This window comes from Nocardia sp. NPDC059764, assembly GCF_042732555.1.
Lineage (GTDB): Bacteria > Actinomycetota > Actinomycetes > Mycobacteriales > Mycobacteriaceae > Nocardia.
Window position 1 is genome coordinate 1 of record NZ_JBHWHH010000182.1, and the last position, 14,394, is coordinate 14,394.

At 68.2% G+C, this 14,394-nt stretch carries 13 protein-coding genes; 6 read left to right on the forward strand and 7 right to left on the reverse strand.

The features are described 5' to 3' along the window. Positions 1 to 54: 54 nt before the first annotated feature. A complete protein-coding gene (locus ACFV4K_RS29440) occupies positions 55 to 1,524 on the reverse strand; it encodes an amino acid permease (RefSeq protein ID WP_379279309.1) in 1,470 nt (489 codons plus the stop codon). 229 nt (positions 1,525 to 1,753) lie between these two features. Between ACFV4K_RS29440 and ACFV4K_RS29445 the strand changes: the two genes are divergently transcribed. After that, entirely contained in the window at positions 1,754 to 3,709 is a 1,956-nt protein-coding gene (locus ACFV4K_RS29445; RefSeq protein WP_379279310.1) for a gamma-glutamyltransferase family protein, read from the forward strand. A 43-nt stretch (positions 3,710 to 3,752) separates the two neighbouring features. Here the strand turns inward: ACFV4K_RS29445 and ACFV4K_RS29450 are convergent, their stop codons facing one another. After that, positions 3,753 to 4,202 carry a MarR family winged helix-turn-helix transcriptional regulator gene (locus tag ACFV4K_RS29450; RefSeq protein WP_379097910.1) on the reverse strand — a complete coding sequence of 150 codons (450 nt, stop codon included), beginning with the start codon at positions 4,200 to 4,202 and terminating at the stop codon, positions 3,753 to 3,755. 106 nt (positions 4,203 to 4,308) lie between these two features. Here ACFV4K_RS29450 and ACFV4K_RS29455 point away from each other — a divergent pair, with 106 nt between their 5' ends. Further along, on the forward strand, positions 4,309 to 5,787 hold the full coding sequence (locus ACFV4K_RS29455; RefSeq protein WP_379279311.1) for an MFS transporter: 1,479 nt from the start codon (positions 4,309 to 4,311) through the stop codon (positions 5,785 to 5,787). 69 nt (positions 5,788 to 5,856) lie between these two features. Here the strand turns inward: ACFV4K_RS29455 and ACFV4K_RS29460 are convergent, their stop codons facing one another. The 4 genes from ACFV4K_RS29460 to ACFV4K_RS29475 all read right to left on the reverse strand — a co-directional run bounded on the left by ACFV4K_RS29460 (position 5,857) and on the right by ACFV4K_RS29475 (position 9,044). Then, positions 5,857 to 6,339, reverse strand: a complete 483-nt coding sequence (locus ACFV4K_RS29460) for a PH domain-containing protein (protein WP_379279312.1) — start codon at positions 6,337 to 6,339, stop codon at positions 5,857 to 5,859. Positions 6,340 to 6,476: 137 nt separating this feature from the next. Beyond that, positions 6,477 to 6,950, reverse strand: a complete 474-nt coding sequence (gene ribH / locus ACFV4K_RS29465) for a 6,7-dimethyl-8-ribityllumazine synthase (RefSeq protein ID WP_379279313.1) — start codon at positions 6,948 to 6,950, stop codon at positions 6,477 to 6,479. A 22-nt stretch (positions 6,951 to 6,972) separates the two neighbouring features. Beyond that, entirely contained in the window at positions 6,973 to 8,217 is a 1,245-nt protein-coding gene (locus ACFV4K_RS29470) for a bifunctional 3,4-dihydroxy-2-butanone-4-phosphate synthase/GTP cyclohydrolase II (RefSeq protein ID WP_379279314.1), read from the reverse strand. A gap of 200 nt (positions 8,218 to 8,417) precedes the next feature. Beyond that, on the reverse strand, positions 8,418 to 9,044 hold the full coding sequence (locus ACFV4K_RS29475; protein ID WP_379279315.1) for a riboflavin synthase: 627 nt from the start codon (positions 9,042 to 9,044) through the stop codon (positions 8,418 to 8,420). A 526-nt stretch (positions 9,045 to 9,570) separates the two neighbouring features. Between ACFV4K_RS29475 and ACFV4K_RS29480 the strand changes: the two genes are divergently transcribed. Continuing rightward, positions 9,571 to 10,017, forward strand: a complete 447-nt coding sequence (locus ACFV4K_RS29480; protein WP_379279316.1) for a hypothetical protein — start codon at positions 9,571 to 9,573, stop codon at positions 10,015 to 10,017. Between the two features lie 26 nt (positions 10,018 to 10,043). Here ACFV4K_RS29480 and rpe read toward each other — a convergent pair whose 3' ends face one another. After that, a complete protein-coding gene (gene rpe / locus ACFV4K_RS29485) occupies positions 10,044 to 10,709 on the reverse strand; it encodes a ribulose-phosphate 3-epimerase (protein WP_379279320.1) in 666 nt (221 codons plus the stop codon). Between the two features lie 126 nt (positions 10,710 to 10,835). Between rpe and ACFV4K_RS29490 the strand changes: the two genes are divergently transcribed. The 3 genes from ACFV4K_RS29490 (at position 10,836) to ACFV4K_RS29500 (ending at position 14,308) form a co-directional block, all read left to right on the forward strand. Then, positions 10,836 to 11,258, forward strand: a complete 423-nt coding sequence (locus ACFV4K_RS29490; RefSeq protein ID WP_379279317.1) for an anti-sigma factor — start codon at positions 10,836 to 10,838, stop codon at positions 11,256 to 11,258. Further along, entirely contained in the window at positions 11,258 to 12,160 is a 903-nt protein-coding gene (locus tag ACFV4K_RS29495; RefSeq protein ID WP_379279318.1) for an RNA polymerase sigma factor SigF, read from the forward strand. The genes ACFV4K_RS29490 and ACFV4K_RS29495 overlap by 1 nt, the downstream gene beginning before the upstream one ends. Positions 12,161 to 12,250: 90 nt before the next feature. Continuing rightward, positions 12,251 to 14,308: an NAD(+) synthase gene (locus tag ACFV4K_RS29500; RefSeq protein ID WP_379279319.1), complete on the forward strand. Its 2,058-nt coding sequence runs from the start codon at positions 12,251 to 12,253 to the stop codon at positions 14,306 to 14,308. Positions 14,309 to 14,394 lie beyond the last annotated feature (86 nt).

Consider the following 14,394-nt stretch of genomic DNA (forward strand, 5'->3'; position numbering starts at 1 on the left):
CATAACGGCCGCACGCAATTTCGCGTGCGGCCGTCGATAACACCAGGTCCGATACTACTTGTCGTCCATGGGGATCGGTGGAATGACAGGGAATTCCCCGGTGTAGCCCTCGCGCATCCTGGCGATGGCCAGCACCCGCGGGCTGGCGATCCGCCACCCGATGGCGAGCGCGGGCACGATGATCACCAGGCTGGCCACCGTCCACGTACCGACCGGCCGGTCGAAAGCCATCAGGATCAGCACCAATCCCAGGAACACCAGCGTCGCGATCCCGGTGTAGGGGGCGCCGAACATCCGGAACGCAGGCCGCTCGGCCAGGCCCTGCTTGGCCAGGTAGAACAGCTTCAACTGGCACAGCACGATCGTCGCCCAGGACGCCAGAATGCCCAGCGAGGCAACATTCAGCACGATCTCGAACGCCTGCGACGGCACGATGTAATTCAGCCAGATACCGAACAAAGCGATGACGCTGGTGAGCAGAATGCCGCCGTAGGGCACACCCGCGCTCGACATGCGCGCGGTGAATTTCGGCGCGCTGCCGTTCATCGCCATCGAACGCAGAATTCGGCCGGTCGAATACAGGCCCGCGTTCAAACTCGACAACGCCGCGGTGAGCACCACGAAATTCATGATCGAGCCCATGTGCGCGACACCGAGTTTGGCGAAGAAGGTGACGAACGGGCTCTCCCCCGCCTTGTAGGCGGTGTAGGGCAGCAGCAATGCCAGCAGAATCACCGAGCCGCAATAGAACAGCGCGATACGCAGGATGACCGAATTGATGGCGCGCGGCATGATCTTCGCCGGGTTCTCGGTCTCGCCCGCCGCGATGCCGACCATTTCCACGGCGGCATAGGCGAACACCACGCCCGAGGTGACGGTGACCAGCGGCAGCACGCCGGTCGGGAACCAGCCGCCCGCGGCGGAGATCATGCCGAAGCCGGTGGCCTGACCGTCCACCTCGAACCGTCCCGCGAAGAAGACGGTGCCGACCACCAGGAAGGTGACCAGGGCGAGCACCTTGATCATGGCGGCCCAGAATTCCATCTCGCCGAACCACTTCACCGACGCCAGATTGATGCCGAGCACGATGACGAGCGCGCCCAGCGCCAGCAGCCATTGCGCGACCGGCTGGAAGGGACCCCAGTAGTGCAGATAGGTGGCGACCGCGGTGGTATCGACGATGCCGGTCATGGACCAGTTCAGGAAGTACATCCACCCGGCCACGAATGCGGCCTTCTCACCGAAGAATTCGCGCGCATAGGAGACGAACGAACCCGAGGACGGTCGGTGCAGCACCAGTTCGCCGAGGGCGCGCAGGATGAAGAAGACGAATGCGCCACAGATCAGGTACACCAGGAACAGCGACGGCCCGGCATTGGCGAGGCGACCGCCGGCGCCCAGGAACAGGCCGGTGCCGATGGCGCCACCGATGGCGATCATCTGCAATTGCCGGGGTTTCAGGGCTTTGTGGTAGCCGCTGTCCTCGGCATTGAGGCTGGTGGCAGTTGTCCGGATCTCGGTCATACGCCGGGTTAACCCTCCGTTATCGTGAAACGAGGCCGTCCGAGAGTACCCTGTCGTTTGCTGACAGCCGTGTCGGCGCCCCGATCCGGGTCAGCGCCGCCGCTTCCAGCGCTTCGAGCAGTGATTGGAGCCGATTCATCGGTGATTGCCACAGAAGTGCTGATGATCCATAGGTGAGCAGACCGGTCAAACCGCCGCCCCCACGCGCTCACGGGGCTAGAGTCCGGTCATGAGGCGCTTGCGACGAACCGGGAGCGGCGCTGCCGCCCTGCTGCTGTCGATCGGAATGCTCACCGCCTGTTCGTCGTCGACGAACGAGAGTGCGTCGTGCACGGTGTCCCCCAACGGAACTCCGGTCACCTCCGGTGTTCCGGCCGGGCCGAGCGCAACGAATCTGGCGCTGCGTCCGGAGGTCGCCACCGGCTACCGCACTGGCATGACGCCGGTGCGCTCCGGCGGATTCGCGGTCTCCACCGCCAATCCCGTCGCCACCGAGGCCGCCTGCCGGGTGCTGCGCGACGGCGGCACCGCCGCGGACGCGCTGATCGTGGCGCAGACCGTGCTGAACCTGGTGGAGCCGCAAGCCACCGGCATCGGCGGCGGGGCGTTCCTCATGTACTACGACGCCGCGACCAAGAGTGTCGACGCCTACGACGGCCGCGAGACCGCACCCAAGGCCGCCACCGAGGACTACCTACGCTACATCGGCCCCACCGATCACACTGTGCCGCAACCCAACGCGCGCGCCAGCGGACGCTCGATCGGCGTGCCGGGCGTGCTGCGCATGCTGGAACTCGCGCACACCGAGCACGGCAGGCAACCCTGGCGCGACCTGTTCACCCCCGCGGTGAACCTCGCCGACGACGGCTTCAAGATCTCCCCGCGCATGGCCACCCAGATCGCGGCGTCCACGGCGGACCTGGCCCGCGACGACGCCGCCCGCGCGTATTTCCTACTCCCCGACGGCAATCCGAAGCAGGCCGGCACCACGCTGGTGAATCCGGCCTTCGCCAAAACCCTCTCGGCCATCGCCGCCGACGGCGCGAACGCCTTCTACACCGGGGCCATCGCCGCCGACATCGTCGACACCACCGCCACCACCTCCGGCGGCCGTACCCCCGGACAGCTGGCGCTCGCGGATCTGTCGTCGTACCAGGCCAAGAAGCGCACAGCGGTGTGCTCGCCCTATCGCACCCACGAGATCTGCGGCATGCCGAATCCCTCCTCGGGCGGCATCACCGTCGAGGCGGCGCTGGGCATCCTGTCGAATTTCGATCTGGCCGCGATGAAACCGACCGACGTGTCCGGTGACAGCACCGCCGCGCGCGACGGCGGCAAGCCCACCGCCGAGGCCGTGCACCTGATCGCCGAGGCCGAGCGACTGGCCTACGCCGACCGCGACAAGTACATCGCCGACTCGGATTTCGTTCCGCTGCCGGGCAATTCACCGCAGACCCTGCTGGACCCGAACTATCTGAAGCAGCGGGCCGCGCTCATCGACCCGAGCAAGAGCCTGGGCACCGCCCAGCCGGGCGACTTCGGTCCGGTCCCGGTCGGCAACGGACCGCAGCAGCCCGAGCACGGCACCAGCCACATCTCGATCGTCGACAAGTACGGCAACGCGGCATCCATGACCACCACGGTCGAATCCGCGTTCGGGTCCTTCCATTTCGTGGACGGGTTCATTCTCAACAACCAGCTCACCGACTTCTCCGCCGAACCCCGGAACAAGGACGGCGCGCCGGTCGCCAACCGCATCGACGCGGGCAAACGGCCGCGCAGCTCCATGGCCCCGACCTTGGTGTTCGACCGCGATCCCGACGGCAGCCGCGGCGCGCTCAGCCATGTCACCGGGTCGCCGGGCGGGGCGGTGATCATCCAGTTCGTGGTGAAAACCCTGGTCGCCATGCTGGATTGGGGGCTGAATCCGCAGCAGGCGGTGTCGATGATCGACTTCGGCGCGGCCAATACGCCCACCACGAACGTGGGCGGCGAGCATCCGGCGGTGAACGCCACCGACAATGGCGACCACGACGTCCTGGTCCAGAAGCTGCGCGCGTCCGGCGATCAGGTGTCGGTGGCGCCGCAATCGAGCGGACTCTCGGCACTGGTCCGCGACGGCGACGGCTGGATCGGCGGCGCGGATCCCCGCCGCGAGGGCGCGGTGCTCGGCGGCCCGCGCTAGGCCGCCTCAGGCGCGCCCGACCGGGAGCCGGGCGGGTCGAGCCTCACGAACGGGGCCAGTGCTTACCGCGGTAGCTCTCGATATCGGCGTTGAATCGGGCCAGCAACGACGCGAGCGCTGACACGTCCTCGTCGGACCAGCCTGCCAGGATCTCGTCGAGATGCCGAAGGCTCTGCGCCCGTTCGGCATCGAGCCGGGCGGCCCCTTCGGCGGTGACACGGAACTTGCGGGCGATGCCGCCGTCGGGGTCGGGGATGCGTTCGGCCAGGTCCGCGCGCAGGAGCGCGGCGGTCTGCCGATTGAGGGTGGAGGCATCCAGCCCCAGCGTGTCACTGAGCTGACCGATCGACATCGGCCCCTCCCCGCGCAGCAGACTGAGCAGCAGATAGGCGCTGCGGTCGAGGCCGTTGTCGCCTTTGCGCGGAATCAGGCTGTACCGGCCGAACAGCATGGTCTCGAACTCGAGCAATTCGGTGGGCTTGGTCAATTCCATCCTTTCCGCGGTCCCCACACCCTACGTGCGACGGGCGCCGAGATCGATTATGCATCATGCACATGCTGTGTATAGTGCACATAGATCGATGATGAGGAGAACCCCGATGACCAGACCCGAGTCCGCTGCTCGGCCTGCCGGCGCCCCGCCGGAGCCCACACACGCCGGCGGCACCCTCGCGGTGCTGGCCTACACCGGCGTCGTCGCCTCGCTGATGCAGACCCTGGTGGTCCCGCTCCTGGGCGACCTGCCCAGAATCCTGCACGCGTCCGCGTCGAACGCATCATGGGTCGTCACCATCACCCTGCTGGTGGCCGCCGTCGCCACGCCGGTCGCGGGACGGCTCGGCGACATGTACGGCAAGCGCCGCATGCTCATCGCCTCGACCATTCCGATCATGGTGGGCTCGATCGTGTGCGCGGTGTCGACCTCGCTGATCCCGATGATCATCGGACGCGGGCTGCAGGGCCTGGGCGTGGGCACCATCCCGCTGGCCATCGCCCTGCTGCGCGACGTGATGCCGCCCGAGCGCCTCGGTTCGGCCATCGCGCTGATCAGCTCGTCGCTGGGCATCGGCGGCGCGCTCGGCCTGCCGATCGCGTCCGCGGTCACCGAGTACAGCAACTGGCGTGTGATGTTCTGGGTCGCAGCGGTTCTCGTGGCGATCGCCACCGCGCTCATCGTCCTGGTGGTCCCCGAGGGCACCTCCGAAGGACCGTCAGGCCGCTTCGACATCCCCGGCGCGCTCCTGCTCGGCGCGGCCCTGGTGTGCCTGCTGCTGCCGGTGTCGAAGGGCGCGGCCTGGGGCTGGACCAGCGGCTCGACCCTCGGGCTGTTCGCCGCGGCCCTGGTGCTGCTGCTGGTGTGGGGCTGGTGGGAACTGCGCTCCCACGAGCCGCTGGTCGATCTGCGGATCACCGCCCGCCCGCAGGTCCTGGTCACCAACCTGGCCAGCATCGCGGTCGGCGTCGGCCTGTACGCGCTGCAGCTGAGCCTTCCGCAACTCATGCAGCTGCCCGAGGCGCTCGGCTACGGCCTGGGCCAGTCCATGGTCATGATGGGCGTGTGGATGGCCACCGGCGGCATCATGATGATGCTCATCTCGCCGATCGGCGCGAAGCTGTCCGCGGCGCGCGGCCCGAAGACCACGCTGGTCACCGGCACGCTGATCATGGCCGCCGGTTACGGTGTGGCACTGCCGCTGATGGGGTCCATCGGGGGCCTGGTGGTCGTCAACATCATCTGCAGCACCGGTGTCGCCTTCGCCTACGGCGCGATGCCCGCGCTCATCATGGGCGCGGTGCCGCAGTCGGAGACCGCGGCCGCCAACAGCTTCAACACCCTGATGCGCTCGATCGGCACCTCGGTCTCGGCCGCGGTGGTCGGCGCGGTGCTGGCGCAGATGAGTGTGCAGATGGGCAGCCACAGCATCCCGACCGAGCACGGCTTCCGCACGGTGTTCCTGATCGGCAGCCTCGTGTGCTTGGTCGCCGCACTGATCGCGGTGCTGATCCCGGTGCGGCGCGCGGTGCAGTCCGTCCCCACACAACGGCCGGAGACCGCGAAAGCCCTCGCGGAGAACTGATTCCGAACCGGATCGGACGAGGCACAGCCATCCGTCCGCCGCGGCCACGAAGGCGCGGCGACGGATGGCTTATTTGTTCTCGCCGGTGTACTTCGCGCCGAGTTCGCGGAACCGGTCCATGGCCTCGGCCGCGCGCATCTTGTCGTTGGAGCGGATGGCCATCATGGGCACGTACTCGTCGTGCACCAGTTCCAGACGCGCCCAGGACTTCTTGTCCGGGAAGGAGATCCCGCGGATGTCCTGCCACCCGAACTCGCTGTCGCCGACGATATTGCGCACCATGACCCCGCGCTTGCCGACCCGCACCCGGGGCCGGGTCAGGGTCAGCACGCCCGCGGCCAGCACCAGGCCGAACGCCGCCAGGCCGAGCTGATCGGAGACCCGGAAGTTGACGCCGGTGGAGCCCTCGCGCAGCACGATCCCGCCGAAGACGAAGACGGCGGCCAGCACCGCGGCCACGATCCGCACGGTGATGATGGCGCGGCGCGGTCGGACCTCGAGGTCCCACTCGTCGTCGGTGTTCGCGGCGGTGTCGGGCTTCGTCTCTGCCATGGGTGTTCCGGACTCCGGCTTCTGCTGATCGCTACCGGCCTGCGTCGGGTGCTCGGCAGGCCCTTCCGTCGTCGCGGGGTGGCGCGGCGGTTCCTCCTCGGAGCCGCCGCGCTTCCAGATCCGGACGACGGGCATGACTAGGCGCTGAGTTCGCGCAGGGTGAGCGCGGCGTCCAGCGCGGCCGCGGCCGCCTGCTCGCCCTTGTTCTCCGCCGAACCCGGCAGGCCCGCCCGGTCCAGCGCCTGCTCCTCGGTGTTCACCGTGAGCACGCCGTTCGCGACCGGGGTGCCCTCGTCCAGCGACACCCGGGTCAGGCCCGCGGTCACCGAATCGCACACGTACTCGAAATGCGGTGTGCCACCACGGATCACGACGCCGAGCGCGACCACCGCGTCATGGGTGCGGGCCAGCGACTGCGCCACCACGGGCAGCTCCATGGCGCCGGCGACCCGGACCACGGTGATGTCGGCGACGCCCGCCTCGCGGGCGGTCTTCTCCGCGTTCGCGACCAGCGCGTCGCAGATGGTGGTATGCCAGCGCGAGGCCACGATCCCCAGTTTGAGGTCCTTGGCATCGGCGAGCTCGAAAGCCGGTACGCCGGTACCGCTCATCGTTGTTCCGCCCTCTCGGTTGTCAGTTCGCGGTCTCGCCCAGGTCCAGGTCTTCCAGGCCGACCAGGTCGTGGCCCATCCGATCCCGCTTGGTGCGCAGGTACCGCAGATTGTGCTTGTTGGCGCGCACCGGCATGGCCACGCGCTCACTGATGCTCAGACCGTAGCCCTCGATCCCGGCGCGCTTGTCCGGGTTGTTGGTGAGCAGCCGCATCGAATTGATGCCCAGGTCGACCAGGATCTGCGCGCCGATGCCGTAGTCGCGGGCGTCGGCCGGCAGGCCCAGGTTGAGGTTGGCGTCGACGGTGTCGTCACCGCTGTCCTGCAGCTGGTAGGCCTGCAGCTTGTGCAGCAGTCCGATGCCGCGACCCTCGTGGCCGCGCATGTAGAGCAGCACGCCGCGGCCCTGCTCGGCGATCAGCTCCATGGCGGCGTCGAGCTGCGGGCCACAGTCGCAGCGCAGCGAGCCGAAGGCGTCGCCGGTCAGGCATTCGGAGTGCACGCGCACCAGCACGTCGCGGCCGTCGCCGATATCGCCCATCACCAGGGCGACGTGCTCGGCGTCGTCGTACTCGCTCTCGTAGCCGATGGCCCGGAACTCGCCGAACTCGGTGGGTAGCTTGGCCTCGGCGACCTGCTTGACGTGCTTCTCGTTGCGGCGCCGCCAGGCGATCATGTCGGCGATGGAGATCAGCGCCAGGTCGTGCTCATCGGCGAAGATGCGCAGCTCCTCGGTGCGCGCCATATCGCCTTCGTTCTTCTGGCTGACGATCTCGCAGATCACGCCGGCGGGGCCGAGCCCGGCCATGCGGGCCAGGTCCACGGCGGCCTCGGTGTGGCCGGGGCGGCGCAGCACGCCACCGTCCTTGGCGCGCAACGGAACCACGTGGCCCGGACGGGTCAGGTCGTCGGACTTGGCGCCGCGGTCGGCCAGCACCCGCATGGTGGTGGCGCGGTCCGCAGCCGAGATACCGGTGCTGATGCCCTCGCGGGCGTCGACCGACACGGTGTAGGCGGTGCCGTGCTTGTCCTGGTTGACCGCGTACATGGGCGGCAGGCCCAGGCGGTCGCAGTCCGCCCCGGTGAGCGGCACACAGATGTAACCGGAGGTGTAGCGGATCATGAAGGCCACCAGCTCGGGTGTCGCCTTCTCCGCCGCGAAGATGAGGTCGCCCTCGTTCTCCCGGCCCTCGTCGTCGACGACGACAACCGCCTTACCGGCGGCGATGTCGGCGACTGCGCGCTCTACGGTGTCGAACCTGGTCACGTCTGTTGTGCTCCATCTCGAATTAGGTGCCCCATTACAGTAAGGCAGAGTCCAATTTGCGCCGCCTCCGGCGTCGTGGGGTCGCGGCCCTGGAGGTCTCGTTCTTCCCTCCCTCCGCTCCTCCAAGGCGCAGGTCGATGGAGCCGTTCGCTCCCCCGCTCCACTCAGTCCAGAACGAGACGGGCCGCGACCCTTGTGAGTCAGCCGCGCTGCACGAGCCGTTCGACGTACTTGGCGATGATGTCGACTTCGAGATTCACGACGGTGCCGACTCCGGCGGTGCCCAGGGTGGTGAGCTCGCGGGTGGTGGGGATGAGCGAGACCTCGAACCAGTCCTTGCTGCCGTCGGCGAAGGCGTCCTCGGCGAGGCCGATGCCGGAGACGGTCAGCGAGATGCCGTCGACGGTGATCGAGCCCTTCTCCACGACGTAACGGGCGATGCTGTCGGGCAACGAGATTCGCACGACCTCCCAGTTCTCGTGCGGGGTGCGCGAGACGATGGTGCCGGTGCCGTCCACGTGACCCTGCACGATGTGGCCGCCCAGGCGGCTGTTCACCGCCGCGGCGCGCTCCAGGTTCACGCGGGAACCCGCGGCCAGGGCGCCGATGCTGGAACGGTCCAGGGTCTCGGCCATCACATCGACGGTGAACGTGTCGCCGACGACCTCGCGGTCCACCACGGTGAGGCAGACGCCGTTGACGGCGATCGAATCACCGTGTCCCGCATCGGAGGTCACCAGGGGGCCGCGAATGGTCAGCCGCGCCGAATCGTCCAGCCGCTCGGTGGCGACGATCTCGCCCAGCTCCTCGACGATGCCTGTGAACATGCGTACCTCTCCCTGATCGCGACTGCGTACTCGCTCGAGCCAACAGCGCGCCCCGCACGCGGTATTCCCGCGCGGACGGCCGTCCCCCTCAGCCTAACGACGCGCAGTCGTAGACGACATGCGGCCTCGTTCACTGGAGCGTTGGATACCGGTGGATGGACGAAATCGGACATAAGTCAACTTGCGATCAGCAAATTGCCCGAATTGCTCGGAATCACCGATTACAGGATTGGAATCGAGTGGATTTATCCATGGCCTGACCAGGACCAAGGCTGGCAGGTACCCAATCCGCGACTCGCTTACACCTGAATCTTGCGCGGCAACGAAAATGGCCGCAAGATTGTTATGCAGCTGATTCCAACAGTTCAACTCTCCGCGAGCAGTTCAGAGCAGAACGGTCAACGCGTCCACGGCCGGCCGGGCCGGGTGACGATCTACGCCAGCACACGAACCGAAGGAAGGTTGGACCCCGCGCGGGTCGGATCCAGGTGGCACACAACACAATCGGCACAGTCAGGGGTGCGGCGTGACAACGCTTCTCGATTCGACACTCGAAGTTCGCTGCGTGCAGTACCGGCGCGAATTTCACCTGCCGGCATCGATCGATCCGACATCACGGCACATCCTGCTGGAGATAGGCGGTCGTTACGGGGCCGTCACCATGCCCGCCGACCTCGGCGAACGTGTCCGCCAGCGACTCACCCAGGCCGATCTGGCCGGGCCGGTGGTGCACCACCCCCGGGCCCGGCGCTGGACCTTCATCACCGGTCCCGCCCGGCCCGAGTCACTCACGACCACGGTGACCGCGGCCCTGTTCCGGCTCTACGCCACCATCGCCTGCCCGGGCGCCCAGGTCGTGCTCCCCTCCGCCGAGGACGAGCGCACCGGCTACCGCACCTGGATCCGGTCGCCGGAGACCACCGACACGGTGCCGCCGCTGGAATCGGTGATCGAAGCGCTGCTCGAGCACTGAGCGCCGATCCCGGCGGCGTCCGCGAGCTACTGGGCCGACGCCGCCTCGACCGCGATCACCCTCTGCCGCAAGGCTTCCACCGTCGCGGCCGGATCCGGGGTGCCGTACACCGCGGAACCCGCCACGAAGCAGTCGATTCCGGCCTCGGCGGCTTGCTCGATGGTGTCCATATTGATGCCGCCGTCGATCTCCACCACCAGGCGCAGCTCACCGGCGTCCACCAGGCGGCGCACCTGACGGGCCTTGTCCAGCACGTGAGCGATGAAAGACTGTCCGCCGAAACCGGGTTCGACGCTCATCACCAGCAGGGTGTCGAAATCGCGCAGGATCTCGAGGTAGGGCTCGATCGGGGTGTTCGGCTTCACCGAGAGCCCGGCCTTGGCGCCCGCCGCGCGAATGTCACGAGCCACCGCGATCGGGTTCTTGGTCGCCTCAGCGTGGAAGGTCACGTTGTAGGCGCCCGCCTCCGCGTACCACGGGGCCCAGCGCTCCGGGTCCTCGATCATCAGATGGCAGTCCATCGGAATGTCGGTGACCTTCAGCAGGCTCTCGACGATCGGCGGGCCCAGCGTCAGATTGGGCACGAAGTGGTTGTCCATCACATCGACGTGCACCCAGTCCGCGCCCTCGATCGCCCGCAACTCGGCCGCGAGGTTCGCGAAATCGGCGGACAGGATGGACGGGGCGATCATCGGGGCCGGACGCTGGAACGGGGAGGAAGAGGTGCACACACGCGGCAGTCTATCGGCACCACCGGGTGCGTCCCGCGTCACGGGAATGGCTGATTGCCGCGCACCGGAATGGGTAGCCTCTACAGGGTGATCAACATTTCGGCGGAACAAGGGTTGCGCGGAACACCGGTCGAAATCGGTGTCGCCGCCTCCGTATCCCAGTTGCCCATCGTGCGCGGACTCGCCGAAACCCTGGTGCTGCTCAGCGATTTCACCCTCGACGAGGTGGCCGACATCCGACTCGCCGTCGACGAGGCCGCCTCCACCCTGATCGCCATCGCCGCCCCGGGTTCCACGCTGCAGTGTCTGTTCACCGTCGGCGAGTCCGACCTGATCGTGCGGGTCCGCGGCACCGCCGCCGCCGAAGGGCTGCCCGACCAGCGCAGTTTCGGCTGGCACGTCCTGCGGACCCTCTCCGACGAGGTCACCGCCACCCAGGAACCCTTCGATCCGGCCATCTCCGGATACCCGACGGCGGTGGAGTTCCGGCGGGTCCGAGGGAAGGCGTAGTGACCGGAGAAGACGTGTTCCCATCCCCCGACGACGCGGCCCGGCCCGAGGATCCGACCGCCGACACCGAAGCCCCCGAAGAACCGGCGGAAGACGCCGCCGAGGAGACCGTCGACGCCGAGGAGGCGGAGGAGGTCGCGCGCAGCGTCTCCGGCTACGACGACGTCGCGCTGCTGTTCGAGGAACTCGCGGCCGCCGCACCGGGATCCGCGGGGCGCGCCGCCCTGCGCTCACAGCTGATCAACCGGTGCATCCCGCTGGCCGACCACATCGCCCGCAAATTCAGCGGCCGCGGTGAGCCTTTCGACGACCTCACCCAGGTCGCGCGGGTCGGACTGGTGCACGCGGTGGACCGGTTCGACATCTCCCGCGGCTCCAACTTCCTGTCCTTCGCGGTGCCCACCATCATGGGCGAGGTGCGGCGCTACTTCCGCGACAACACCTGGGCCATGCGGGTGCCGCGGCGCGTCAAGGAAACCCACCTGCGCATCGGCTCCGCCATCGACGCGCTCTCCCAGCAGCTGGGGCGCTCCCCCACCGCCAAGGAGATCGCCGCCGCGCTCGACATCGACGCCGACGAGGTCACCCAGGCGGTCATCGCCGGAAACGCCTACCAGCCCAGCAGCATCGACGCCGTCTCCGTCGGCCGCGACACCGAGGCCTCACTGCTCGACACCCTCGGCGAGGAAGAATCCCAATTCGACCGCGTCGAGGAGTACGTCGCCATCCGCCCGCTGCTGGCCGGTCTGCCGGAACGCGAACGCCGCATCCTGACCATGCGATTCTTCGAATCCATGACCCAGACGCAGATCGCCCAGCAGATGGGCATCTCGCAGATGCACGTCTCCCGCATCCTGTCCAAGACCCTGGCCCGCCTGCGGGAGCAGTCGTCCCGGGAGTGATCACCGGCGTGGCCGGTCGGCGACATCGACGGCGCGTGGGTAGATTGCGATCGGGCCATGATCGCCTCGGGATCGTCAAGGGGGTCGGTGTTGTCGCAACCGCTACCGTTCGATTCGCTCTATCGGCACGGATTCGCGCGGGTCGCGGTGGCGGTGCCGCCGGTGCGGGTCGCCGACCCGAGCTTCAACGCAGAGCAGACGCTGCTGCTGGCGCGTCGCGCCGCGGCAGAGCACGCGGTGCTGACGGTGTTCCCCGAACTGGGGCTGTCCAGCTACACCGCTGACGATCTGTTCCATCAGGACGCCCTCGACGTGGCGGTCGGCGCGGCGCTCGAGCGGATCGTGGCCGAATCCGGTCGCGTCGACACGGTGCTGGTGGTGGGCGCGCCGGTGCGGGCGCAGGGCCGATTGTTCAACTGCGGCATCGCGATCCACCGGGGGCGGGTACTGGGGGCCGCGCCCAAGAGCTATCTACCCAACTATCGCGAGTTCTACGAGAAGCGCCAGTTCGCGGCGGCGCGCGAGGCGCTCGAGGACCACGTGCTGATCGCGGGTCAGCGAGTGCCGTTCGGCGCCGATCTGCTGTTCACCGCGACCAACCTGCCGGAGTTCGTGTTCCACCTCGAGATCTGCGAGGACGGCTGGGTACCGTTGCCGCCCAGTGGTTTCGCCGCCCTGGCCGGGGCGACAGTGCTGGTGAACCTGTCGGCGAGCAATATCGTCGTCGGCAAAGCCGACTATCGGCGCGAGCTGTGTACCTCGCATTCGGCGCGCTACCTGGCCGCCTACCTGTATTCCGCTGCCGGACACGGCGAGTCGACCACCGATATGGCCTGGGACGGGCAGGCGCTGGTGTGTGAGAACGGCAATGTGCTCGGCGAGGGCGAGCGGTTCGCGACGCATCCGCACGTGGTCACCGCCGATATCGATCTGCGGCGGCTGAGCGCGGACCGGTTGCGCACCACCAGTTTCGCCGACACCGTGCACGATCACCGGGAACGGCTGGCACGGTTCCGGCACGTCGAGGTGGAACTGCCCGTGCCCGCCGGGGCGGTGCCGCTCCGCCGCGACATTCCGCGTTTTCCCTACGTCCCCGCCGATCCGGCCCGCCGCAACGAGCGTTGCGCGGAAGTGCATCGGATCCAGGTGGAGGGGTTGAGCACCCGGCTGGCGGCGACCGGGTCACAGCGGGTGGTGATCGGGGTGTCCGGCGGACTGGACTCCACGGTGGCGCTGATCGTCGCAGCCGAGACGATGGACCGGCTGGGGCTGCCGCGCTCGAATGTCCTGGCCTACACCATGCCCGGATTCGCCACCAGCGATCGCACCCTCGACGACGCGCGGCGGCTGATGCGCGCGGTGGGGGCCACCGCGCACGAGATCGACATCCGGCCCTCGGCCACCCAGATGCTGCGCGACCTCGGTCACCCCGCCGCCGACGGGGTGCCGCAATACGACGTCACCTATGAGAACGTGCAAGCCGGCGAGCGCACCTCCCATCTGTTCCGGCTGGCGAACATGCACAACGCTCTGGTCGTCGGCACAGGCGACCTGAGCGAACTGGCCCTGGGCTGGTGCACATTCGGCGTCGGCGACCACATGGCGCACTACAGCGTCAACGCGTCGGTCCCCAAAACCCTGATCAAGTACCTGGTCGCCTGGACCATCGACACCGGCGGCCTGGGCCCGGAAGCGAGCAAGGTGCTGAGCTCGATCCTGGCCACCGAGATCTCCCCCGAACTGGTCCCCGGCGAGGGCGACACGCCGGCCCAGAGCTCCGAGGCCACCGTCGGCCCCTACGAACTCCAGGACTTCCACCTCTACCACCTGCTGCGCTTCGGCGACCTGCCCAGCCGTATCGCGTACCTGTCCCACCACGTCTGGTCCGATCCCACCCGCGGCGCCTGGCCCGACCTCGTTCCCGCCGACCAGCGCCACGACTACGACCTGCCCGCCATCAAGCACTGGCTCGCCGAGTTCCTGCGCCGCTTCATCCAGACCAGCCAGTTCAAACGCTCCACCCTTCCCAACGCCCCCAAGGTCGGCTCCGGCGGCTCGCTCTCTCCTCGCGGCGACTGGCGCGCCCCCAGCGACGCCTCCGCTGCCGCCTGGCTCGCCGACCTCGAACACAACGTTCCCGACCACTGATCCGAATACCGCCGCGAAACGGGCAACCGGGCCTCGCCACGAATCCGGCCACGCCGGCGGGCGGCCCACCGCCCAGCCACCACATC